Annotated in this window: 23 protein-coding genes; 10 read left to right on the top strand and 13 right to left on the bottom strand. The window is 49.9% G+C overall.

Annotation, left to right across the window (positions count from 1 at the left end; all coding sequences use genetic code 11):
- Positions 1 to 2 precede the first annotated feature (2 nt).
- The 3 genes from plsY to AJ81_RS06445 are packed head-to-tail and all read left to right on the top strand — an operon-like array spanning position 3 to position 2,649.
- A complete protein-coding gene (plsY, locus tag AJ81_RS06455; RefSeq protein ID WP_031504560.1) occupies positions 3 to 602 on the top strand; it encodes a glycerol-3-phosphate 1-O-acyltransferase PlsY in 600 nt (199 codons plus the stop codon).
- On the top strand, positions 599 to 2,197 hold the full coding sequence (locus AJ81_RS06450; RefSeq protein WP_031504561.1) for an NHL repeat-containing protein: 1,599 nt from the start codon (positions 599 to 601) through the stop codon (positions 2,195 to 2,197). The genes plsY and AJ81_RS06450 overlap by 4 nt, the downstream gene beginning before the upstream one ends.
- Positions 2,194 to 2,649, top strand: coding sequence for a tetratricopeptide repeat protein (locus AJ81_RS06445; protein ID WP_031504563.1), 456 nt, complete (start codon positions 2,194 to 2,196; stop codon positions 2,647 to 2,649). Before AJ81_RS06450 ends, AJ81_RS06445 begins: the two co-directional genes overlap by 4 nt.
- On the opposite strand, the gene AJ81_RS06440 is transcribed toward AJ81_RS06445, so the two are convergent.
- The 5 genes from AJ81_RS06440 to AJ81_RS06420 all read right to left on the bottom strand — a co-directional run bounded on the left by AJ81_RS06440 (position 2,650) and on the right by AJ81_RS06420 (position 8,263).
- On the bottom strand, positions 2,650 to 3,276 hold the full coding sequence (locus AJ81_RS06440) for a sigma-70 family RNA polymerase sigma factor (RefSeq protein ID WP_031504565.1): 627 nt from the start codon (positions 3,274 to 3,276) through the stop codon (positions 2,650 to 2,652).
- A gap of 4 nt (positions 3,277 to 3,280) precedes the next feature.
- Positions 3,281 to 4,078 (bottom strand): HAD-IIA family hydrolase, encoded by a 798-nt coding sequence (locus tag AJ81_RS06435; protein ID WP_231845454.1) that lies wholly within the window; start codon positions 4,076 to 4,078, stop codon positions 3,281 to 3,283.
- Between the two features lie 133 nt (positions 4,079 to 4,211).
- On the bottom strand, positions 4,212 to 6,089 hold the full coding sequence (locus tag AJ81_RS06430; protein ID WP_031504568.1) for an ABC transporter ATP-binding protein: 1,878 nt from the start codon (positions 6,087 to 6,089) through the stop codon (positions 4,212 to 4,214).
- Positions 6,079 to 7,827 (bottom strand): ABC transporter ATP-binding protein, encoded by a 1,749-nt coding sequence (locus AJ81_RS06425; protein ID WP_031504569.1) that lies wholly within the window; start codon positions 7,825 to 7,827, stop codon positions 6,079 to 6,081. The genes AJ81_RS06430 and AJ81_RS06425 overlap by 11 nt, the downstream gene beginning before the upstream one ends.
- Positions 7,820 to 8,263: a MarR family winged helix-turn-helix transcriptional regulator gene (locus AJ81_RS06420; RefSeq protein WP_031504571.1), complete on the bottom strand. Its 444-nt coding sequence runs from the start codon at positions 8,261 to 8,263 to the stop codon at positions 7,820 to 7,822. Before AJ81_RS06420 ends, AJ81_RS06425 begins: the two co-directional genes overlap by 8 nt.
- 472 nt (positions 8,264 to 8,735) lie before the next feature.
- Between AJ81_RS06420 and AJ81_RS06415 the strand changes: the two genes are divergently transcribed.
- Both AJ81_RS06415 and AJ81_RS06410 read left to right on the top strand, forming a co-directional pair.
- Positions 8,736 to 8,936 (top strand): DUF5320 domain-containing protein, encoded by a 201-nt coding sequence (locus AJ81_RS06415; protein ID WP_031504572.1) that lies wholly within the window; start codon positions 8,736 to 8,738, stop codon positions 8,934 to 8,936.
- A 53-nt stretch (positions 8,937 to 8,989) separates the two neighbouring features.
- Positions 8,990 to 9,304: a PadR family transcriptional regulator gene (locus tag AJ81_RS06410; RefSeq protein WP_051368732.1), complete on the top strand. Its 315-nt coding sequence runs from the start codon at positions 8,990 to 8,992 to the stop codon at positions 9,302 to 9,304.
- Here AJ81_RS06410 and AJ81_RS06405 read toward each other — a convergent pair.
- From AJ81_RS06405 to AJ81_RS06380, 6 genes are read right to left on the bottom strand one after another with little or no spacing between them, the layout of a single operon-like run.
- The gene (locus tag AJ81_RS06405) at positions 9,281 to 10,099 is read right to left on the bottom strand and encodes a M55 family metallopeptidase (protein ID WP_031504576.1); all 819 of its coding nucleotides are present in this window, start codon (positions 10,097 to 10,099) and stop codon (positions 9,281 to 9,283) included. The two genes, AJ81_RS06410 and AJ81_RS06405, sit on opposite strands and share 24 nt — an antisense overlap.
- Before the next feature lie 6 nt (positions 10,100 to 10,105).
- A complete protein-coding gene (locus AJ81_RS06400; protein ID WP_031504579.1) occupies positions 10,106 to 10,810 on the bottom strand; it encodes a gamma-glutamyl-gamma-aminobutyrate hydrolase family protein in 705 nt (234 codons plus the stop codon).
- Positions 10,811 to 10,831: 21 nt separating this feature from the next.
- Positions 10,832 to 11,914, bottom strand: a complete 1,083-nt coding sequence (locus AJ81_RS06395) for an ABC transporter ATP-binding protein (RefSeq protein WP_031504580.1) — start codon at positions 11,912 to 11,914, stop codon at positions 10,832 to 10,834.
- A 6-nt stretch (positions 11,915 to 11,920) separates the two neighbouring features.
- Positions 11,921 to 12,796 (bottom strand): carbohydrate ABC transporter permease, encoded by an 876-nt coding sequence (locus tag AJ81_RS06390; RefSeq protein ID WP_174375501.1) that lies wholly within the window; start codon positions 12,794 to 12,796, stop codon positions 11,921 to 11,923.
- Complete coding sequence (locus tag AJ81_RS06385; RefSeq protein ID WP_031504584.1) at positions 12,796 to 13,743, bottom strand: carbohydrate ABC transporter permease; 948 nt, start codon at positions 13,741 to 13,743, stop codon at positions 12,796 to 12,798. Before AJ81_RS06385 ends, AJ81_RS06390 begins: the two co-directional genes overlap by 1 nt.
- On the bottom strand, positions 13,740 to 15,320 hold the full coding sequence (locus AJ81_RS06380; protein WP_031504585.1) for an ABC transporter substrate-binding protein: 1,581 nt from the start codon (positions 15,318 to 15,320) through the stop codon (positions 13,740 to 13,742). Before AJ81_RS06380 ends, AJ81_RS06385 begins: the two co-directional genes overlap by 4 nt.
- 217 nt (positions 15,321 to 15,537) lie before the next feature.
- Between AJ81_RS06380 and AJ81_RS06375 the strand changes: the two genes are divergently transcribed.
- From AJ81_RS06375 to AJ81_RS06355, 5 genes are all read left to right on the top strand, one after another.
- Positions 15,538 to 16,410, top strand: a complete 873-nt coding sequence (locus AJ81_RS06375; protein WP_051368731.1) for a sugar phosphate isomerase/epimerase family protein — start codon at positions 15,538 to 15,540, stop codon at positions 16,408 to 16,410.
- Positions 16,403 to 17,725 carry a transglutaminase-like domain-containing protein gene (locus tag AJ81_RS06370; RefSeq protein ID WP_231845453.1) on the top strand — a complete coding sequence of 441 codons (1,323 nt, stop codon included), beginning with the start codon at positions 16,403 to 16,405 and terminating at the stop codon, positions 17,723 to 17,725. Before AJ81_RS06375 ends, AJ81_RS06370 begins: the two co-directional genes overlap by 8 nt.
- A 3-nt stretch (positions 17,726 to 17,728) precedes the next feature.
- Positions 17,729 to 18,760, top strand: coding sequence for an L-Ala-D/L-Glu epimerase (locus AJ81_RS06365; RefSeq protein WP_031504588.1), 1,032 nt, complete (start codon positions 17,729 to 17,731; stop codon positions 18,758 to 18,760).
- A gap of 5 nt (positions 18,761 to 18,765) precedes the next feature.
- Complete coding sequence (locus tag AJ81_RS06360; protein ID WP_031504590.1) at positions 18,766 to 20,103, top strand: Asp-tRNA(Asn)/Glu-tRNA(Gln) amidotransferase GatCAB subunit A; 1,338 nt, start codon at positions 18,766 to 18,768, stop codon at positions 20,101 to 20,103.
- Positions 20,104 to 20,173: 70 nt separating this feature from the next.
- Positions 20,174 to 20,671, top strand: coding sequence for a hypothetical protein (locus AJ81_RS06355; protein ID WP_031504592.1), 498 nt, complete (start codon positions 20,174 to 20,176; stop codon positions 20,669 to 20,671).
- Positions 20,672 to 20,696: 25 nt separating this feature from the next.
- On the opposite strand, the gene AJ81_RS06350 is transcribed toward AJ81_RS06355, so the two are convergent.
- Positions 20,697 to 21,332, bottom strand: coding sequence for a HEAT repeat domain-containing protein (locus AJ81_RS06350; protein WP_031504593.1), 636 nt, complete (start codon positions 21,330 to 21,332; stop codon positions 20,697 to 20,699).
- Positions 21,323 to 23,827: an AAA family ATPase gene (locus tag AJ81_RS06345; RefSeq protein ID WP_031504595.1), complete on the bottom strand. Its 2,505-nt coding sequence runs from the start codon at positions 23,825 to 23,827 to the stop codon at positions 21,323 to 21,325. Before AJ81_RS06345 ends, AJ81_RS06350 begins: the two co-directional genes overlap by 10 nt.
- Between the last annotated feature and the right edge of the window lie 2 nt (positions 23,828 to 23,829).

Raw genomic sequence — 23,829 nt, 5'->3', positions numbered from 1 at the left:
CCTTGGAGTATTTTCTCGTGGGGTTGATTTCTTATCTGTGCGGTGCCGTTCCTTTCAGCTACCTTTTGCCCAGGCTGAAGAAAATCGACGTCAGAAAAGTGGGAAGTGGAAACGTGGGGGGCACCAACGCGTTGAGGGCGGCTGGACCCGTCATAGGTTTCACATGTATGGTTCTCGATGCTCTCAAGACCTTCATACCCGTGCTCGTCTTTGCCCAACTGTACAATTTTGACAAGAACTTCGTTGGAGTCGCCTCCATCGCCGCGGTGCTTGGTCACGATTTTCCCATCTTCTTGAAATTCAAAGGTGGTAAAGGCGTCGCGAGCACCTGTGGCGTCTTCTTCGCACTGTGTCCCGCGTGCGGTTTTGTTTTTCTTGGAAGCTGGTTGATTTTGACGATTCTCACCAAGTACGTTTCACTGGCATCGATCTCGAGTCTTTTCCTCGCATCGATCGTTGCACTGTTCTTCGACAAAGATATCGCGGTTCTGTTCTTCCTTCTTTCGGCGTTCTCAACCTTCAGACACTCGGACAACATAGAGAGACTGCTGAAGGGTGCGGAAAGGAAGACCGATCTCATCGGCATGGTGAAGAAGAGATGAAACAATTCGTTTTGGTCCTTCTGGTCATCGCGTCGCTTTGCCTTGCCATCATCAACGAAGAACAGGCGAGAGAACTGTTCGCTCGCGCTTTGGAAAGCTGGTACGCTGGAGATGTCGTGGCAGCGAGGGAGTCGATGTCTCAAGCGCTTTCGGGTCTGATCTACATCACGGACATACCAGAATTTTGGTTCTTCACCGCCAAACTGGACATAGACTCTGGTAATGTGGCGAGGGCTTTGGAAGATCTTAGAACCTTACTCGTGCTCGCGCCCACGAAGGACGAGGCAATCTCGCTGGTCAAAGAGATAGAGACCTTCACCAATCCATTGGCTCCTTCGACACCCACTCTGTCGAGTGAAATCTTGAAGATCGAAGGTTTCAAGAACAGTGTAGAGTACTTCTACTCACCCGTTTCCGTGACGACGCTGGGACGAAATGTTTGCATCGCGGACAAGGTGAATTATCGGCTCATCATCTACGGTCCAACTGGCTACATTGTTCACAAACTGAGTTTCAAGCCTGAGAGCGTCATTTCCAACGCATTCAAGTACCTCTACGTAGCTGGTGAGGACAAGATCGCACTGCTCGATTTAGAGAACAACCGCGTTGAAGTGCTCGCTTCGAACCTGTTGAAACCTGTTTTGGCTGGCTTCGATCGACTCGGAAGACTTTGGGGTGCGGATGTGGACAGATTGTTCTGTCTGGAAGACGGCAAGATCAAATTCTTCGAACTTGACGATTTTTATTCGATCCAGGACGTCGAGGTCGGTTTGAAGGGCATCTGGATTCTGGACATCTTCAAGAACAGGATCGTGCTGTTCGATTTCAACATGAGGAAGATGCTCGAACTTCCCGCGTATGGATCTTGGAACTTCGAACTCACAGTGTTCGAAGAGCCTTTCATTTTGAAGGACGACACACTCTTTCTCGTCCGAAAAGATGGACTCTTCGAGCTGGGAAAGTTCCCACAAGCCTTCGTGACGATGGAGTACAACTATCCCTTCTTGTTCTTGATGGATTTCAAGGACCACAGTGTTTATGTGGTACCTTTCAAAGGTAACGAGCCGATCTTGGTGAAGATAGATTCGTTGAGCTTCGATCAAGACTCGTTGATTTTGTCGGTGCGAGTCGAGAACATCTTCGCAGATCCCATTCCCATACTCGGTGACATGTTCCAAGTGAGGGAGGGTGGAGGTCCCGTCTTCTCCGAACTGAGTCTGTCTCACAGAAAGGCCGTTTGGCTCAACGCGGATAAGGATTTCTTCAAGAAAACGCTGCCCACCCTGAAGCGTGGCAGTAGCTACGCTGTCGTTGTGAAAGATGTGAGTCAGCTGAAAAGAGACATCATAGTCAGCTTGCGTGGCAAGAACGTACGAATTTTCACCGAAGATGGGGCAAATGAGGAAGTCATCCTCAGCGGTGGTTTTGGACACTTCAAATCCAGTTTCGAACTGCTGCAACCCGTGTGGAACGTCAAGTTCACGAGGACAAGGCCGACGCCTTCGGACATCGTCCCCGTCAAGTTCGAGATACGTCTGGTGGGCGAGGTGTTTTCCGACACAGTCTATTACACCAAAGGAATGATCGCGAAATGATCGAGGAGCTCTTCAAGAAGGCTTTCGAGGCAGCCAAGGTAGGAAAGTTCGAAGAGGCCGAAAGGTTCTACAGAGAGTGCCTCAAAATTCGCGAAACTCCAGAGATCTGGAACAATCTCGCGAACGTGTACGTGCGCATGGAGAGGTTCGCGGAGGCGATGGAATGTTACAGAAAGGCCATCGCATGCGATCCTTCCTTTACGATGGCCTACGTGAACCTTGCATCCCTGCTTCTGAACCTCGAGAGGTTCGCCGAGGCCAAGCTCCTGCTCCTGAGCCTGCTCGAAAAGGGCGTGAAGAACGAACAGGTGCTGGCCATGCTGATCGTTTGCGATCTGGTTTTGAACGATCTTTCTCAGGTCGTGCAACTCTACAGGGAGAACGCTTCGGAGGCTTTGAACCGAGAACTCGCAGAGTACGGAGTTTTAGAGAAAGTTCTTGAACTGATCTGATCATCTTTCTTCGAAGAAACTTCTGAGAATTACGGGGTCTATCTTTTCCTTCACGACCCTTTTCACCTTTTGAACGGTGTTGTCCACCTTCTTGAAGTTCACACCCAGTGCTTGCTGTATCTCTTCGTAGCTGAACCCATCGAGCCACATCTGGAATATATCGATCTCGATCTCGTTGAGAAACGCCTTCACCCGCTCCACGATCATCTCCGCCAGAGCATCACGCGCAGTCGACCTGACACCATCTTCGAAGGAGTAACCCGTCTCCTCGGAATCTTCAGACGAGGCGAGTAAATCGACGCTGAGCGCATCGGTGAGGAGTTTGTTCTTCTTCCTGTTCAGAAACGTCAAGAACGATTTCAGTTCGGATTCCACACTCCTCCATGCGAAAGAGGTGAAGCCACTTCTATCTGGTTGATAGTAATACACCGCCTTTATGAGCCCCACCAAAGCGCTCTGAACCATGTCGTCGAACTCCGCCCACGGTGCATAGTACTTGGAGCATATTTTGCAGACCATAGGATAGTAACGCTCCACGATGAGATCGAGCGCTTCTTTCAAACCTGCCTGTGCGAGGTTCACCAACTCTTCGTTCCGCTTCGCCCTCAGTCTGTGCTTTACGGACAAGGCATCAACCTCTCTCGAGCATTCTCGCCAGAACAGCTATATCTTCAACGACGAGGTGTGGTTTGGTCGAACTCCTTTCGAAGTCTTCCCTCGTTGTCTCACCGCTGAGCACTAAGATCGCCATCGCCCCGGAGCGAATGGCGAACTCCATGTCCGTGTAAAGTCTATCACCCACCATGGCGATTTTCGAAGTCGGAAGGTTGAACCTCTTAGACACTATCTGCATCATCAAAGAGTTGGGTTTTCCCACCACGTAGTCTGGAAGTCTGCCCGTGGAACGTTCGATCAAGGCGATGAAGGAACCTGTGTCTGGCAAAGGACCCTCCTCCGAAGGACAGTTTATGTCGGGATGAGTCGCAATGTACGGTAGGTTTCTTCTGATCAACAGACAAGCTCGAGCAAGCTTTTCGTAAGTCACCTCCGTATCGTAACCCAGCACGACGAGCTGTGGATCTCTCCATTCTATCGTGTGGCCGTACGAGCAGAGGGTTTCTTCCAGAGCTTTGGTGCCCACGAGGAAGAGTTTCGTTTTGCCGTAGCGTTCGAGTAAGAACAGCGCCGTGGCTTCGCCCGAGGTGAACACATGAGTTTCGTCGACGTTCACACCGAGCCTTCTGAGTTTCTCAACGTACTGTCTCGGACCTTTGGAGGAGTTGTTCGTGAGAAAGAGAAAGTTTTTCCCCTGAGACTTCACCACGTCGAGGAACTCCAAAGCACCTCGAATGAGCTTGTCCCCGAGGTAAAAAGTGCCATCCATGTCCAGCAGGAAGAGTTCTACATCGCGCAATTTCAAAGCTTGCACCTCCTAAACAAAAAGCAGGGCCTTTTGGCCCTGCTGTTTTATATTATACCACAAACACCAATTTTTGTCAAGAACATTTTTCACTCCCTCGTCTGTTTTTATCATAGCACAGTTTCCTGGTCAGCGCAAGCTGTTACACCTCCACGAGCGCACCGAGGAACTGACTTCTGTAAAGCTGTGCGTAGAAACCTCCGTTCGCGAGCAACTCTTTGTGCGTGCCCCTCTCTATGATTTTTCCTTCGTTCATGACCAGGATGAGATCGGCGTTCTTTATCGTTGAAAGTCTGTGGGCTATGATGAAGCAGGTTCTTCCCTTCATCAGCTCGTCCATCGCCTTCTGAATGTATATCTCGGTGAGCGTGTCGACGTTACTTGTGGCCTCGTCCAGTATGAGCACGTCTGGGTTGGCTAAGAACGCCCTCGCGATGGTTATGAGCTGCTTTTCGCCGTAGGATATGTTCGTCGCCTCTTCGTTGATCACGGTGTCGTAGCCATCCGGCAGAGCCATGATGAAGTGGTGCGCCTGTGCCATTTTCGCAGCCTGTATTATTTCCTCTTCTGTGGCGTTCTCCTTTCCGTACGCAATGTTTTCCCTTATCGTGCCGTTGAAAAGCCACGTATCCTGCAGAACCATGCCGAAACATTTTCTCAGATTGTTCTTGTGTATGTCTCTGATGTCTATCCCATCGAGCTTGATGCTTCCTTTCTGTATTTCGTAGAACCGCATCAACAGATTGACCAACGTCGTCTTCCCGGCACCCGTTGGACCAACGATCGCGATCCTTTGGCCACTGAAGACTTCTATGTTCAGATCCTCTATGAGCGGTTTCTCTGGCACGTAGCTGAAGTGCACGTTCTCAAATCTGACGTCCCCCTTCACCTTTTCGATTCTCAGCGCGTCGGGCTTTTCGGGCTTTTCTTCCTCTTCATCGAGTATTTCGAAAACCCTCTCAGCGGCCGCAATCGTCGATTGAATGAGGTTGACGATGTTTGAGATCTGCACGATGGGTTGCGTGAACTGTTGAGAGTACTGTATGAAGGCTTGAACGTCGCCTATGGTTATGGCCCTCCTCGTGACGAGGATACCTCCCACCACCGAGACGATCACATAACCCAGATTGCCTATGAACCGCATCAACGGCATGATCATGCCAGACAGAAACTGTGCCTTGTGGCTCGCATCGCAGAGTTGCTCGTTTATCCCTTCGAACTTCTCGGTGATATCCTTCTCTCTGCAGTAGGCCTTCACAACGATGTGACCGGCATAAACTTCCTCCACGTGCCCACTCAGTTCTCCAAGCTTCTTCTGCTGTCTGGAGAAGAACCTTTGCGAATGTTTCGCGATGAAGATCGTCGTGACGATGCTCAACGGCAATGTGAGTACCGTAACACCCGTGAGCAGAGGACTTATCGTGAGCATCATGATCGTGACACCCGCCACGGAGACTATCCCAGAGACGAACTGAACGAGACTCTGTTGCAGCGTATTGCTGATCAGATCTATATCGTTTATCACCCGGCTCAAAATTTCACCGTGAGTTCGAGAATCGTAGAATTTCAAGGGCAATCTCGCGAGCTTTTCAGAGACGTCCTTTCTCATCTTCATCACGATCTTCTGAGTGACTCCCGCCATGATGAACTGCTGCAGATACATGAGTAAACCGCTCAGAGAATAGATTGTGCCCACCTGAATGAGTATCTTCGCCACGTACGAAAAATCTATCTTCGCGTTGGGGAGTCTGAACATCTTCGCCATCACGCCGCGAAAGATCTCGGTCGTTGCCCTTCCGAGAATCTTCGGTGCGATTATCGTCAAGACTGTTGCGGTGATCGTGAGACCCAGAACTATGATCATGGGCACGAGATAGGGCCTGAGATAAGCGATCAATCTCCTCAGAGTTCCCTTGAAGTCCTTGGCTTTCTCCGCGGGTATGCCTATTGGGGGACCACCCGGACCCGGTCTTCTCATCGGCAGTCTCGTTGGTTGGGCTGGCTTTTTTTCATCTGCCATTGAGTCCACCTCCGATCGTTGCTTCCTCCTCAGAGATCTGTGAGAACACGATATCTCTGTACACCAAACAACTTCTCATGAGTTCCTCGTGCCTGCCTATGCCTTCCACCCTGCCATCCTTCAACACCACGATTTGATCGGCATGCATGATCGTGGCCACTCTCTGTGCGACGATTATCACGGTCGCATCCTTCAATTCCTTCATGAGCCTCGCACGGATCTTCGCGTCCGTTCTGAAATCGACAGCTGAGAAAGTGTCGTCGAAAAGATAGATTTTGTGCTTTCCCGCAATCGCGCGCGCTATCGAGATCCTCTGCTTTTGCCCACCGGACAGGTTCGTCCCACCCTGCGCGACCTGGGCGTTGAGTCCTTCAGGCAACTTCAAAGCGAACTCGTTCACCTGTGCAATATCGGCAGCTTTGAAGATGTCATCATCGGTGATTTCCCTTCGACCGAACCTTATATTTTCAGCGATCGTACCTGAGAAAATGATCGGCCTTTGTGGCGCATAGCCTATCATCTTTCTCAGCTTTTCGAAAGGTATCTTTCTGACGTCCACTCCATCGATCTTGACGGAACCTTCAGTGACATCGTAGAACCTCATTATGAGATTGAGAATCGTGGTCTTTCCAGAGCCTGTGTTCCCAATGATTGCTGTCACCTGTCCGGGTTTTGCGATGAAGGAAACGTTTCTGAGCGCTGGTTCCTTCGCTCCTGGATAGTGGAACGTCACGTTCTCGAACTGCACCACACCTTCACCTGCGGGTTCTTCGAACTGTTCTGGTTCCCTCACGGACGGTTCGGTTGCGAGCACTTCGAGAACCCTCTGTGCAGAAACCGAAGCGCGGGGTAAAAAGACGAATATGAGCGATATCATGATGAACGAGAACAACACTTGCATGACGTACTGCATGACGGCCATCATGCCACCGACTTGGAGCTGTCCAGCGTCTATCTGTTTGGCCCCGAACCATATCAAGGCAACGATCGTGAAGTTCATGATGATGGTCATGATCGGAAAGACGATGGCTCCTATTCTGTTCACTTTCAGTGCCGTGCGCGTCAAATCCAGGTTCGCTTCTTCAAACCTGTTTTTCTCGTACTCTTCCTTGTTGAACGCCCTGATCACTCGAATTCCCGTGACCCTTTCTCTCAGAACGAGGTTGAGTCGGTCGATCTTCTTCTGCATGCTCTTGAACAGAGGCATGACCTTTGAAAAGATCAGATAGAGCGCAAGCGAAGCTAAAGGAACAGAAATCAACAGTATCATGGTGAGTTTGGCGTTCTTCGAAATCGCCATGAAGATGCTCCCAACCGCGACGATGGGAGCCCTTATCACCATTCTTTGGATCATGACGAGCGCCTGTTGTATCTGGGTTATATCGTTGGTCGTTCGGGTTATCAGAGAGGCCGTACTGAATTTGTCGATCTCCGCGAGTGAGAAACTTTGGATTTTCTTGAAAAGATCGGCCCGAATATCTCTGCCGGCACACATCGCCGCTCTGGAGGATGTGTAACTCATCACTACGATCGCGACAACTTGGATCAGAGAGACGAGCAGCATCTTGCCACCAATCTGCCATATGTAGTCCACATTGCCTTTCGTGATTCCCTTGTCCACAATTTGTGACATGAGATCCGGTAAGTACAGCGTCACGTACGAATCGACGATGACCAGCGAGACCGTCACGATCACCAACCACAGATAGGGCTTCAGATACTTCAGGATCTTAATCATCCGAATCACCTCTCGTATGATTCTTGAGATTGTGGATGATCCTGTCCAAAAAGTTTGTGAGTTGGAGCTTTTCTTCCTCGCTGAATCCCTGCGTGGCTATGCTTTCCATTCTCTGCATCTGCTCTTTCAAGAACTCGCAGTGAGATCTTCCTTTTTCCGTCAAATAAACCCTCTGAATCCTTCTGTCATTCTCATCCTGCTTTCTGTGTATCAGTCCTGCCTTCTCCATCCTCCTCAGCATGATCGCGACCGTCGCAGGCCTCAGGTTCAGTTTCTCGGCGATCTGGTTCTGTGTCATGCCTTCATGTTTTGAGATGATCATGATCATCGGTGGTTGACCCGGATGAATGCCGTGCTTTTCCAACTCTCTGTGGAGGATGTGAAAGTGCAATCTTTGGATCACGAAGAATCTCTTCAAGATGGTGTCCTCGTTCATGCTGTCACCCTTCCGATTGACGTCAAACATTTAGACGTCAATATATTATCACCGAACATCGTCCTCGCCAAGCCCTGCTCGAAAAGACCGTGAGCAGATGGGAACTTCCTCGATCAACCAAAGCAAAAAGCCCCATTTCTGGGGCTTTGGTTTTTATCATCGACCTTTCGTTCTGTTGTTGTGTGCATCAGTGATCTGACGATCCATCTGGATCTTCAACGAAAATCTTTCTCATCGGGAGCGCTTTTATCCTTTTGAACGTATCTGAAGAGCAGATCAACGAGTTAGACCAATACCAATGTAAACGGATACCGTCTGCACGGTTGAGTTCCTTTTGGAGCGCTCCCATTGTGATGTATACGAACGTGCGGGTTGGAAAAGGTAACAGAATGAAGAAAAAAAGATGAACCCACACATGCGTGAGTTGACATATATATTCATTCGATATATAATATTCCCGGAGGTGATGAACATGTACGGTCCTAAACCTTGGTGCTGGGGTCTGGGAATGCAATACAGACACGGCTGGTCTTGGCACAGACCGAGGTTCTTCCGCTGGGCTTTTCATCCCTGGTACAGACCGAGTAAGGAATCGCTCCGCGAATACAGAAGATGGCTCGAAGAAGAAATGAAGCTCGTCGATGAAGAGCTCAAAAGGGAAGAAGTGCAGTGAGACACTGTCACGGTCACGGAATGGGGCGCGGGGGCCATTTTCTTGAGGCCCTCGTGCTCCTCTTGATCGCAGAAGAACCAGCTCATGGCTACGAAATCGCCAAGAAGTTGAGCGAGCTCGGCGTGGGATTCGAAGGCGTGGGTCCCATGGGGAATCTCTACAGGTTGCTCGCGCGTCTCGAGGCTGAAGGTTTGGTGCAGTCCGAATGGGACGTGCTCGGTGGGGGACCCGCCAGGAGAATGTACAGGATCACCGAGGATGGCAAACAGAGACTTTCTTTCCTGGCAGACAGACTGAGATTTCAAAAGAATTTGCTCGAAGAGTTTTTCAAAAGGTACGAGCAACTATTTGGCCAGGGAAGAGAGTGAGAGACAGACTCTGAGCAATCTGTAAGCTTCCAGATAATTTTTGGCCGTGTATCGGATGGTTCTGGCGTCGAGTCGCTCAACGTTCGGAAGAAGTGAAGCAGTCTCAGCAAAAGCAGAACTGTAGAAGGTGAGTTTCACTTCCACAGGCTCTCGCTCGACCGTTGGCTTGAACTCTTTCAATCTGCGCATCGCTTCTTCGACGCCAGCCTTCAACTTTTCTTCCACAACCTCGAACGGATAGATCTTCGCTGCGTACCTTCCGACGGCTTCTTTGACGATCACACCGACGAAATCGTTCAGTTCCTGTTTAGCACACTCTATGGTGAGTTGATCTCCCGTCACGAGCGCGACGGGAACGTTGAAACAACCTGCGATCCTCGCGTTCAATCCAGCTTCGCTCAATTTCTTTCCATTCACCTCAACACAGAAGACTCTTCCAGTGTAAGTGTGGTCCATGATTGCGGGCGCGCTTCCTGCCCTTGCGTGGTAACCCACAAAGAAAACGGCATCGAAACTCTCATCTATGCCTTCCATCATGCTCATGGGCTTTGGACTACCGCTGATGAGCACAGCCTTAGGATGCAATTCTTCAATCAAGATGTTGTCCATCGTGTTGTGAGAATCGTTGATCAGAACTTGCTTCGCTCCACATTGGACCGCTGCCTCTACGACTGCGTTCACCTCACGAGTCATCAGTTTTCTGAACCTCTCATACTCTTTATCTCCAGGTGAAACGTGACCCAGCCCCACAACGCCGGAGATACCCTCCATGTCGGCAGAAATGTAGATCTTCACGTTCGATCACCCCTTCTTTGCACATTCTTCAACGAAACGCCTGAACAGTTCGAAGTGTTCTCTGTGTCGTTTGAACATTCTTTCTGGATGCCACTGGACTGCCAGGACAAATCTGTCGTTGTTGGATTCCACCGCCTCGACGACGCCATCCTGTGCCCTCGCAACGATTCTCAAGGCTGCCGCGACATCTTTCACAGCCTGATGGTGGAAACTGTTGACTCTCAAACTTTCCCTCTTCACAATGGAGAACAACAAGCTGTCCTTTTCGATGGACACCTCGTGCGTTGGACTGTGGGCTGGGGCTTCTTGGTAGTGTTTCAGGACCTTAGGTAATTGTGTCTTTATGTCTTGATAGAGTGTTCCACCGAGCGCAACGTTGATCAACTGAATACCTCTACAGATGCCGAAGATGGGCCTTTTCATTTCGTAGAGGATTCTGCACAGCGTTATTTCCAGTTCGTCTCTCTCTGGTGTTATCTGTCCCAAACCTAGGTGTGGCTCTTCGTTGTAGTGGTGAGGATCGATGTCCACTCCACCGGAAAAGATCATTCCGTCCAGAAGATTGGCCAACTGGTACAGGTTATCTTGCTCTTTGAGGATCGGTACGAGGATGGGCAAACCACCGGCTTCCTCGACGGCTTGGTAATAGTTCATGTTGAGTTTTAAAGACTCTTCATCCATCGAACAGCTGATGCCCACGATCGGTCTCACGGTTATATGTTAACTCAAAACTCACTGAACATCGAGCGCTTCGTTCGTGTCGAAATCGAAAAGCATCAAATCTTTTATATCAACACACAAAAACAGCCTTTGACCCACCTGGAACTTTTCTTCGGAGGGCCTCAGCACTTTCACCATCGTCTGTTCTATAGAAACGGTCACGATTTGTTCTCTTCCCATGGATTCGACCTCGTAAATCTGTACCTCGATACCGACGGCGTTCTCTGTGATGCGATCAAGTAAGATTCCCTTCTCTGGCCTGAAGCCCAGAACGATCCTTCTTCTGCCAGAGATCTTCTGCAGCAATTCGACCGGGGCCTGGAAAGTTTTAGTCTGTATCGTCAATTTCGTTCCATCGAACTCAACGTTCAAGAGGTTCGCGGGTGGATTTCCCACAAAGCCGGCCACGAACGTGTGTCTCGGTTTGTAATAAATTTCCTCCGGTGTGCCCACTTGAATCAGTTTTCCATTGTTTATCACTGCAATTCTGTCTGCGATCGCCAAAGCTTCAGCTTGATCGTGCGTGACGTAGACCGAGGTGATCTTCAAATCTTTCTGTAACCTTTTCAGTTCCGTCCTGACACCGATTCTCAAAAGCGCGTCGAGGTTGCTCAGCGGCTCATCGAACAGAAGGATCTGAGGTTGCTTCACCAATGCTCTCGCAATGGCGACACGTTGTTGTTGCCCACCGCTCAACTGCCAGGGGTATCTCTCAAGGAGGGCTTCTATTTTGAGCATGCTTGCCACTTCGTGAACCCTTTGTTGGATCGTGTTTCTGTCAGTCTTCTTCAAGGTCAGAGGGAAGGCTATGTTGTCGAACACCTTCATGTGAGGATAGAGCGCCCAGTTTTGAAAGACCAGGCCCACATTTCTCTCCTTTGGAGACAGGTTCGTCACGTCCCTTCCGTCGAAGAGGATGCGTCCAGAAGTTGGTCTGTAGATGCCTGCGATCAGGTACATCAACGTGGTTTTGCCGCTACCCGATGGACCGAGCAACACGATGAACTCGCCGTCGTCTATCTGTAAATTCACCCCATCGAGCGCCGTAACCTTGCCGAACTTCTTCGTGATGTTCTCGAGCACGATGGATGCCAAGACCCTTCACCTCCTGATGCCACCCGCGTAGACTTTGAACAGAAGCTTCTGAGAACTTATGTAGAAGAAGATCGTGGGTAAAAGATAAAGCGTGGCTGCAGCGGCGAGCAGAGGCATGTAAGCCATCTCAGCTTCCAGATTCGATTCGATGAAGGTTGCGAGCGTCTTGTCTATGAGAAACGTTCTGACATAGATGATGTCCTGCCAGCCAGCGAGAAAACCAAAGATCAGTATAGCCACCACACCGGGTTTTATCAAGGGCATCATGATCTTCGCCCAAGTCTTGAGTCTCGAAGCACCATCGACCAGCGCGGACCACTCTATCTCCCAGGGCAGCAGATCGAAAAAGCCCTTCATGAGCCACACTGAGAGTGGAACTTCGAGTGCGGCGCGGGCGATGATGACATAGAAGAAAGAAAAATATCGGAGCGCGTTGAGACTCGTCGGCATCCACAGCCTGTAGAGAAAGTAGACTCCGACGATGAGGATCGAACCGGGCAGAGCGTGCAACATGAGCATCATCAAGAGTACGAACTTTCTCCCTTTGAACCTGATCCTTGAGATCGCATAGCCAGAAAGAGTCCCAACGAGCGTGGTGACGATGGCCACTCCGAGTGCGACGATCGCCGTGCTGATTAAGTAGAGGAATATGTTCTCCCTCAGCCCTCCAGTTATGGCGATCCTGCCCTGAAACAAAAGTTGCCAGTTCTTAAGCGTGAATCTCACCTTGGAAAAGTCGAAGTTCGTCACCATCTGGTTTGCGAAGCTCGAAAGAACGAGCATGGAAAAGGCCATGATCACCGGCACGGAGAAGGCTATTAGAATGATGGAATAAAAGATCTGTCTGCTCTTGCTTCGAACTTCCACATCGCCCAGACTCATCAGATATCACCACGCGGCTCCGTCATGAGCTTTCCAAAGCCCAGTATTCTGAGCGTCATCAGACCGAGCAGTCCTCCCACCAGGACCAGAAGGGTTCCCGCCGCGGCCGCCAATCCTTGGTCGAACACACCTGTGAACGCAAGATCGTACACATATAGAGCCCAGGGGGTTCCGTAAGACTTGTTCACCAATCTCCAGCTCACCAGAAGGTACGTGTGCGCGTAAGAAGTGAGCAGACTCAGCAATTGCCATGTGGTGACGTACATGATGTGCCATTTGATTTGAGGTATCAAAACCCTCCTGCAGATCTGCCAGTCCGTCGCACCATCGACCCTCGCAGCGATGACGAACTCGCTCGGAATGCTCTTGATGGCCGAAGAGAGCACGATCATTCCGAAACTCACACCCACCAGCCCGTTGACGAAGATGATCACGCTCCACGGACCATAGGGAATGAAGGCCTGACCCCAAGCGACGGGTTTGTCGATGAAACCGAGTTTCAAAAAGAGGGAATTCAAAGTGCCCACACTGCTGCCATGGAAGAAATAGTACCAGACCAGTCCGTACACCGCGATGGGTGACATTCTTGGTAACAACCAGATCGTGCTCGCGATAGAGTTCGTCCTTTTATCAACGAAAAAGGTGAGCAAAGCTAAGATCAAACCGCCGAGCACGTTCACAAGCAACGTGCAACCGACGAAAACTGCGGTCGTCAAAAAGACCGCCCTCACCGACGGATCGTTCGCTATGGCGTGGAACAATTTCTGATAGTTGTAAAAACCAATCAGTCTCGTCGCGTAACGTTGTATGTTCCAGTTTCTGAGAGGGGTGAAGCTGGTGTATACAGTCAAGATGAGCGGTACGACGTAGAATATCACCACAACAACGAGAGCCGGGGCCAAGAAGGCCCACAGCTCCCACTTTCTTGAGTATCTTTCCTTGGTCATTTACCAGCAAATCTCCAATCTTTCGGTATCTCGTTGATGATCTTCACGCTGGCCTTGAGATCGAGATCCGCGTTGATTTTACCAATGGCGTAGTCGATCGCTTTGGCCGGATCCATCTGACCTCTCAACACGTAGTCGACCACCTCTGCGAAGATCGCCGCAAGCTTCGCGTACATCGGGTGTATCGGCGGGAAGTTGGTGTGATCGAGCATGTAGGAAACATCGGACAAGAATTTTGCGTTGATTGGATTGACAGTCGCTTTGACGATGCCAGCGATCTTCTCTTTCACGCTCGGATCGAGGTCGATTTGGAGGTTGTACAGTTTGTCGAGCCATTCTTTGTTGGCGAGCAACGCGGCCGAAGCTTTTCCAACTGGCAAGTGCGCACTTATGATGCTGTGTATGGCGTTGATCTCTGGATCGGACGCCTTAGCGACGATCAGGAAAGCGAGTTCATCGTAGGTGGACTTCAGAGCGCTGTACTTGGGGTTCTGCGCGCCGGCCTTCGAACTGACCATCCACATGAACGGCTGGCTCAGCGTCACGGGTTTCTTTCCAGGTTCTCCCGCCGGGAACAGCGTGTAGTAGAACCACTGCTCGACCTCTTCGGGTTTCAATCCCCTCATCTGCCCGGTCTTCGGATCGGTGTAGTAATCCTTGGTTTGCCACTCTGTCCAGTACCAAGTCCCACCGATGTCGAACAGAGTCTTTCCATCAACTATGGCCGGATGAACCTGCTTTGCCCAATCCCAAGCCATCATGTCGGACGGAAGCAGTTTCTCTCTCGCAAAGACCCACTCGATCGTGAGCCACTTGTAGATCGCTTCTTTGTCGAATACGAGCTTCCCATCTGCAGGATCGTACAGTTTGCTTCCAAAGGCGAGTATGAACTGCATCAGGTCAGGATGTGCGCTTCCTCTTCTGTGAATCAGACCCCACTGCGAGGCTCCCAACTGAACAGTCTTCTTCGCCCACTCGTAGACATCGAACCAGGTGAACTCACCTTTCAAGACCTTCTGGTCCAAGCCGTGCAGGTCGAGTCCAACCTTGGCTGCGATGTCTTTCCTGATGTAGAAGGGTCTCGCCTCGGTGTCCTGTGGCAGGCCGTAGATCCTTCCTTTGTACTTGGCCACTTCGATGTGAGAGGCAAAGAAGTCATCGAGGAGCTCTTTGTGTTTCTCGAGGTACGGCGTCAGATCGAGCAGATAACCTTCTTCGGCGAGCGGTGCGATGTACACGTACGAGTTCACCAGAAAATCACCAGCAGTTCCAAGAGGTTGCTTGCTCAAAAATTCCTGATACATCTGCGTGAAGTCCAGTTCGTAACGCGTCTCTCTGATGATCACCTTGACGTTGATGTTGTTCTTAGCCCAGATGTCGTTGATGCGCCTCGCCGCCTCAACGATACCCAGAACCCTGAGCACGCTGTTGGGATCTCCAGTGCCCCATACCGCGTAACGTACCTCGTTGATTCCGTTCTTCTCGAGCGTGCGTCCCACTTGAACGATGCTGTCCTCAACGCTTGCGAAGAGCAAGACCGCTGCGCACAACAGTACCACGAAGAGCAACCTTCTCACACAAATCCCTCCTTTTAGAGATAGAATAAGACTGAAAGATCAGACCAAGTTCAAGGAACGACAGGATATCTTAACAGACACCCAAAGGTTCAAGTGGTGGACGGTACTTTTTCTCTGAGGTCTATGAAGCCATCTATAATAACTATAGCAAAGGTTACGATTGGTGTCAATCCATTACAGACTGTTTCGAAAAATTACAAAAGACGAAGGTGACAGTGTGGTCAGATTGATTGGAATAAACATCGACACGAAGCGTCTGTCTGGTTCAGAAGAGAAATTCAAAGAAGAACTCGAGAAGTTTGAATGTCTTGGGTTCGACTGTGTCGAGATTCCCCCCGCAGGTCTGGATGTCATCTTTAACGGTGAGATCGTCCCCGAAAGATTGAACCGTATCGCACAGGTTCTGAAGCGTTCGAGTCTGAAGTTCACAGTTCACGGACCAGACCCTGTGGATCTGACTTCAGACAGGAAAGAAGATCTTCAGATCCTCTCGGCGACCATTGACTTCGCTTCCAGTATAGGCGCGCTGACGGTCGTCCATCACTCCGGTTGGTTTGGTAAAGACGAAGAGAAAAAACGTAGAGAGATCGAGAATCTGAAAAGACTCTGCACCAAACTTGAGAGGACGAACGTCTGTCTTGTCGTTGAGAACACCAAACAGCTGGTGGAACACACTTTGCAGATTGTTACAGCCGCGAACCATCCGCAGGTGAAACTCTTGATCGATGTGGGACATCTCTTCCTGAGAGTGAAAGGGGACGAGCAAAAGTTATTGGAACAGCTCACTCTCGGACTTCCCCATACTTTCGAACTGCACGTTCACGACAATTTTGGAAAACCAGAAGACGATGCTGAAAGTTCACTCTCGAGAGAGCTCCATTTCGCTTACTTGTACGGGGTGGGGGATTTACATTTACCTTTAGGACTTGGAAAAATTCCGTTCGAGCGAGTGTTCGAACTGGTGCGTGAAAGATTCGATGGCATAGTCGTTCTCGAGATAAACGATTTGAACAGGTTCGAAAGGGACATTCCTGAAACATTAGAAAAGTTGAAGGCCTTGTCGAATGTTGGGGGTGTTCAACGTGCATGAGTTCCTGGTGTGCGGCATTCCTGAGAACGTGCGACGGTTCGAAGAGATCGGCGACTGGGAAGCGGCGATGGCGTTGATTGACAGGTGGTTAAGAGACACACGGATCAGCGATCTACAAAGGCAGCGACTCGAGTACGAAAAGTTCAGGATCAAGAGATTGCTCGCTGCATACCCGTACGACGAATCGGACGCTCTGGAAAAAGCAAAAGAAATGATCAGAGATCTCGATTACGAAGAATTCTACAGACTCATCGACGAAGGTTGTGTTGACTTCATACTCGTCAACAGAAAGAGAAGGTTCTTCGAGAGGTTCATTCAGAACATCGGTTTCGCTCGGCCAGAGTACAAGAACAGGATGAAAAGAGATCCGGAGGAAGAAGAACACAGAGAGTTGATCGAGCGAAGAATAAGGGCGCTAGCCGAAGGGGCTGCACCAAAGACTTACACGATACAAGTGAAATTGAAGGTGAAAGTGGATTCACACGATGACTACTTCAGAGTCTGGCTTCCGTTTCCAAAGAAGGGTCTTCAAGTAGAGGATGTGAAATTGCTCTACGTCAGCGACGAGAATTATTTCTTGGCGGACAATGATGTTCCACAGAGAACGATCTTTTTCGAAGGGACAAGCAAGGAATACGTTGTAGAATTCGGATACAAGATTCGAGAGTGGATCAACAAGATAGATCCTTCTGAGGTTCAAACGTGCGACATGGATGAATTCTTGGATGAAGAACCTCCCCACATAGTTTTCACGCATTACATAAGACATCTCACTCAGCAAATCGTGAACAACGAAACGAACCCTTATCTGAAAGCTAAACGTATTTACGACTGGATCACGACTAAGGTGAGGTATTCTTACGTGAGACCCTACTCAACTTACGAAAACATATCCCAATACGTCGCAGAGAACCTGAGAGGTGATTGTGGCTTTCAAGCGCTCTTGTTCATAACCATGTGCAGGATCGCGAAGGTTCCTGCGAGATGGCAGTCGGGTTGGTACGTGACACCTTACTTTGTCTCGCCACACGATTGGGCGCTCTTTTATGTCGAACCGTACGGATGGCTCCCTGCGGATCCCTCTTTCGGTGGTGCGAGGAGGTACGATGAGAAACTCCGCAGCTTTTACTTTGGGAACCTCGACGGCTTCAGAATGGTCGCCAACGACGACTTCATGAAACAGTTCGTGCCCGAACCGAGGTTCTACAGAGAAGATCCCACGGACAACCAGCTTGGCGAAGCCGAGACGCACAACAAGAAAGTGCACCTCGAAACACACATAGAAGTGGTGCGCTTTGAAGGTTGGGAGGTGTGAAGGTTGGGAAAGATCAAAGATGTTCGCCTCATTTTGAAAAAGTACACTTACAGAAAACCTTTCCACATCACTGGTAGCGTATCCACGGAGGCGAACAACGTTGATGTGGAGTTGCTCCTGGACAGCGGCATCGTGGCACGCGGTGAGGCATCTCCATCCTTCAGAGTCAACGGCGAGAAAGTGGAGATGCTCTTGACGATGGAAGACTTTTTGAGGGAGAATCTGATCGGTCTGGACGTGCGCAACTACGCAAAGATTTTCGAGATCACAGATAAGCTCTTGGCGACGCCAAGTTTGAAGGCCGCCGTTCAGTTCGCCGTTCTCGATGGGCTGTGCGAAGAGCTGGGTATAACCGTGGCGGAGTTCTTGGGTGGTGCAAAAGAAGAGATCGAGACGGACAAAACGGTGGGCATAGACACGGTTGAGAACAGAGTGAAGGATGCGGAAGAGATCTTCAAAGAGGGTTTCAGAACTATCAAGGTAAAGGTGGGGGAAAATCTGAAAGAAGACATCGACGCAATGCTGGAGATCGCGAGAGTAACGAAAGGAGCCGACTACATAGTCGATGCGAACATGGGTTACACGCCCAAGCAGGCTGTCGAGTTTGCGAACGTTCTGTACCGCTCTGGCGTGGACATCGCAGTCTACGAACAGCCCGTGGTTTGGTACGACGTCGAGGGGCTCAGGTACGTGAGGTTCCACTGTCCCTTCCCCGTGGCGGCGGACGAGTCTGCCAAGAGGAAGTACGACGTGTTGAGATTGATCAAAGAAGAAGCGGTGGACTACGTCAACATAAAGCTCATGAAGAGTGGTATCAGCGATGCGCTCGCGATCGTCGAAATGGCAAAAGCTTCCAACATTAAATTGATGATCGGATGCATGGCTGAGTCGAGCCTTGGGATCAATCAGAGCGTTCAATTCGCACTGGGAACTGGCGCCTTCGATTTCCACGACTTGGACAGCCATCTGTTGCTGGAAGAACCTTCCTTCAGAGGAAAGTTCGTCCAGGATGGTCCAAAGATGAAGCTGAGGTGATTTTGGTGAGAATAAGAGAGTTGCTGAAACTGTATGCGCAGAGAAAAATCAGACCCCGAGAGGTCGTCGAAGAATGTTTCAGGAAGATAGAAGAAACGAAGCACCTTGGAGTCTTCATCAGTCTCGACTACGATGGAGCGATGAGAACTGTGCAGATATTGGAAAAATCTCTCACAAAGAAACTTCCACCGTTGTACGGAGTGCCCATAGCCGTGAAAGATCTGATCGACGTTGCGGGTTTGAAGACAACGGCCGGAAGCCTGTTCTTCAAGGATAATTTTGCGAAAGATGATGCCTTCGTGATACAACAATTGAAGAAGGCGGGGGCAATAATCGTTGGAAAGACGAACCTGCACGAGATTGCTCTCGGTGTGACGAACAACAATCCACACTTCGGACCGTGTAGAAATCCACACGATCCAAAAAGGATCTCGGGTGGTTCGTCTGGAGGTTCTGCGGTCGCAGTCGCCACAAACGCGGTACTGGCAGCGCTCGGCACGGACACCGGCGGTTCCATAAGGATTCCCTCGGCACTGTGTGGCGTCGTGGGATTGAAACCCACCTACGGTAGGATCAGCGTGAGGGGTGTAATGCCTCTCTCTTGGCATCTGGATCACGTCGGACCGATCGCAAACTCTGTCGAGGATGCTTGGATCGTGCTGAAAGTGATTTCGAAACACGACGTGCAGGATCCTTTCTCTCAGAGAGCACCGCTCAGAGAGCCCGATTTTGAGAAGTTTCCCAAAGGAATAAAGGTGCTGAAAGTTGCGGGTGATTTTGTTTCCAAAGCCGACGAGAGAATCTTGAAGATCGTGGATGAAGCGTGTCATGTGCTGAAGCGACTTGGTGCGGTCATCGAGGAGAAACCTTTGGAATGGCTCAAGGACGCAGCGGCGGCCAACGGTTTGATCACCCAGACAGAGGCAGCGGCCTTCCACAGAGAGAGGTTGAAAGATCGTCCAGAACTCTTTTCCGACGATGTCAGACAGAGACTCATGGAAGGAGCTTCAACGAGCGGTGTCGATTATGCTCAGGCGAGGAAGGTTCAAACGATGACAAAGCACAATTTCAAACAGCTCTTCTCACAATACGATCTTTTGGTGCTCCCAACCGTGCCCATCGTTGCCCCGTTCATTGAGGGCGAAAATGCCGTCGAGATGGCAAGGCGTTTGACACGCTTCACAGCCGAGTTCAACATTTCTCATCTTCCAGCTATCAGTGTACCGTTCGGTCGCGTGGACAACTTACCAGTCGGTGTCCAATTCGTCACGAAGTGGTGGCGGGAAGATCTGCTTGTTCAAATTGCGCACGCGTTCGAGCGCGCGACGAGGGAGGCACCTTGAAGTTTGAACCTTCCCGATGAACCAAGCCTGTTCTTCTTGGGTCAAAGTTTTTGACCACGGAGGTGAACAGATGGCAAAGTGGATTGCCTGTCTGGTCGTGTTTCTTGGTTTCACGGCATTCGGGCAATCTCACTTGTTTTTCTGCACCAGCTTCGTTCAAGAAGACTACGGTTTTGCAACGTTGGAAGCACAGGAAGGTGTGACTGAGAGAGCGGTCCTTCCGATCGAATATGATTCTGGTGGTTTTGTACATTGGCACGCTGTTCTGACCGTTTTTGAGAACCGCGTGGCTTCACTCACACGTGAGATGCCGGAAGGTCCCAGAACCGTGTACCTCAAAGTCGAAGAAAGTGATTTGGCCTTGATCTTGAATTACGTTTGCAGCATGGCACAACAACAGATAGGAGAACCAGAAGTGAACAGCGACCTCTACAGAATAAAATGCTTAGAAAAGGAAGATGCCGAATTGATCATCTACGTTTCTCCTCGTTATTACGAGACCAAAGATCATCCCGTCGCGCAGTTGATCGAAGTTCTGAGAAAATGGCTCCGGTCAGACGAACACTGAAAAGGTCTCTCTGAAGAATGTCCCGTTATCTTGTGAATGCCTTCACTTCGGAGATCAACTTTTGATCCGCAACCTTCTCGAAGTGGTCCCAGAGCTTTGGATCTTTCATCGTCAGCATTGAGATCGCCTGTACGATGTCTTTCTTTATGTCCTGGGTGAATCGCTCGTCTCTGTAAGCTCTGGCGAGCACTTCTATTGTTCGTGGTGTTGGAACGTGTGAGAGTGCCATGATGACCTGCGTGGCAAGCTCTTCTCTGTATTCATCCTCAAGCAGATAGTATGCGAGCACGTCGAGGATCTTTTCGCCGTCTTTGAGCTTGCAGATCGCTTCGTATATGACGAGCTGGGCGGACTCGTCGTCGTACTTGCTCAGAAGATTGTACAGATCCTTCTTTATGCTCGTTTCACCAAGATCAGAGAGTATGTCCACAAGATAGAGCAACACCACATCGTTCTGTTGGCACATCTTGATGTGCTCTCTGTACTTCTGTAGTAGAATGGGACGCGCGGTGTCACCGAATCGGTATATGATCTGCAAGACCGTCTCTCGAACCTTTTCGTCCTCGTCCGTGAGGAGGTTTATCAAACTCGGTATCGCCTCGATTCCTTTTTCCGATATTATTCTCTCAACGAGCCGTTCGACATCGTCGTTCACGTCCATCGCAGTTTACCACCCTTCTCAACGATCAACTTACGGTCGAAGTAATCCGCAAACTCCGGTTCGTGTGTGACAAAGCCTATAACCTTATTGAGTCTTTCGAGTCTCTTCAATGCGTCTGCGACCTTCAACTTGTTGTCGCTGTCCAAGCTCGAAAAACCTTCGTCGATGAAGAAAGCTTCCATCTCGCCTGTGGCTTGCTCTGCGATGCTCATCGCCAAGGCTATCGAAACCAAGGTCTTTTCACCGCCGGAAAGCCCGTTCGCATCCCTTTTGACAATCCCATCTCTCACGACGAAACCCGAGTCGTCGATCGAGAGCGAGAACCTTCCATCGGTCAGGAAGTCCAGCAAATGGTTCGCGTGTTCCACGATCTCACTCAGAACCGTGTTTGCCACGTAAGATTGAAATTCTCTCGCTGCGAGCGTCTCTCTTACCATGGAAAGTATCGAAGATAGCTTGCGCGCCTCTTCGAACCTTTCTTGGAGTTTCTCCAACTGCTTGGACAGTTCCTCTTTTCTTTCCATGAAATGCTTCACGATCGCTCTTCTGTTGATTTTTTGATCTCTCTGGTTCTTCAAAACCTCCAGCTCCTGGCGCAGCGACCTCTCCATTCTCTGACATTCTTCTCTGCTTTTCTTCACCGACCCCTTCAACTGTTCTATCTGACTCTCGAGCTGTCCTATCTCTGCGTCTATCCTGGAAAGCCTCTCCTGCGCGCTCACTGCGGGCAAATCTTTCACGACGTACTGTTTGAAGGTTTCGAAGTCCATACCGATCTTCGTGAGTGACAGGAGCAATTCATTTTCCACGCTTTGTTTTCGCGAGGTCAGCTCTTTCTGCTCTTCGACAAGAGCCTTCAAATCCTCTTCGAGTTCCTTCAACCTCAATTGAAGTTGCTGCTTTGTGGCTTCTTTCTTCGAAACGTCCGCGGCCAGCGCAGATTTTTTCATCAGAAGTTTCTGAAGCTGAACGTTGAGCTCTCTGAGTTTCTTCTTAATCTGTGGTGTGTAGCCGAGCTCGTTGAGCTTTTGAGAGATCTGACCTTCCTCCAACTCGATTTGGCGTAACTGTTGTTGAACCGCGGTGAATTCTTCGTTCAGCTTGCGGTCAGTCTCGGAAAGGTTTTCAAGTTCTGTGAGAATCTGCGCTCTTTTCTCTTTCAACTTTTCGATCGTCTCGCGTATCTGTTTGTATTTTTCTAAATCATATTCGAACTTGCCAACGCTTCTCTTTTTGTACGTTCCACCGCAGACGGGGCATCTGTCACCATCCTGCAGTTCTTCTGCGATCTGATCGGCCATCCAGAGAATGGCTGAGGATTTGACTCTCTCGAACTCTTCGGTCAAGGAATTCAACTCACGTTCCAGTTCAACGTGTTCCTTCTTTTTTTCTTGAATTCTCCTCGTCGTTTTTTCGAGATCCTGCTTTCTGTTTTGAAGATGTTGTTCCAGCATTGTCCTGCGCTCTTTGAGATTGGACGATCTTTCCACCAGTTGTTCGCACTGCTCGTCGATCTTCGAGAGCCTTTCGATCTCTTTCTGAGTCTCTTGAACCACGGCATCGCACTGAGAAATTTCTAGACTGGCCTTTCGCACCTCTTCTTCGAGTCTCTGCAGTTCTTGCTGAATTTTGGAGCGGTTCACCTGAAGCTTCTCGATGTTGCTTTCCACCTTCTTGAGCGATTCACTCGCGTGGAGAAGTTCTCGATAGGGCAGCTCGAGCGATTTGGCCGAAGATATCTTTCTCTCCTCCTCGAGCAGAATCAAAAGTGTCTTTCTCTCATCGACTTTGGAACGCAACACCTTTTCAAGAGAATCTATCTGTGAATGCATCTGAAGATCGCGCTCGACACTCTTGAGCTCTTCTTCTTTCGAAGATATCTGTCTGTCCAGATTCTTGATCTCGCTTTCCAAAAGGTCTAAGGGCGTCTCTTTGATATGCGAGTCCAGTCTTTCGATCTCGTCTTTCATTTCGTTGACCCTGCGCAGAAGTTCATCCCTATCGCGCTGAGCGTCTTTGAAGGCGTCGTTCACCTTTTCGATGACCTTCGCGAGTTTTTTCTTCTCGAACAGCACATCGAAAACAATGTCGTTTATCTTTGAACGCGTTGCTGTGAGCAAACTCGAAACCATACCCTGCGGCAGAAAGAAGGTGCTCGTAAAACTCTCATAGCTCGCTCCCATGATCTCTTTGAGTTTCTCGTCGACTAAACTTCGTTGGGAGGCCAAGATTCTGTCGTTCACGAAGAGCACGGCTTCGCTCGATCTGTCTTTCGTTCTGACGCGCCTCACGACCTCGTACTTTTTCCCACCCCTCAAGAAGGAGAACTTCACCTGGCAGTGATCCGCCCCAGACCTCACGTAGTCGAGAGGACTCCTCTTACCGTACCGAACGCCCACACCGTACAGCGAAAAGACGATCGCCTCAAGCAATGAAGACTTTCCTGCGCCGTTCTGTCCGAGGATGAGGAACACACCATCTTTGAAATCGAGCACAC

This window comes from Pseudothermotoga hypogea DSM 11164 = NBRC 106472, assembly GCF_000816145.1.
Classification (GTDB): Bacteria; Thermotogota; Thermotogae; order Thermotogales; family DSM-5069; genus Pseudothermotoga_A; species Pseudothermotoga_A hypogea.
This window is presented reverse-complemented; position numbering and strand designations above follow the sequence as displayed.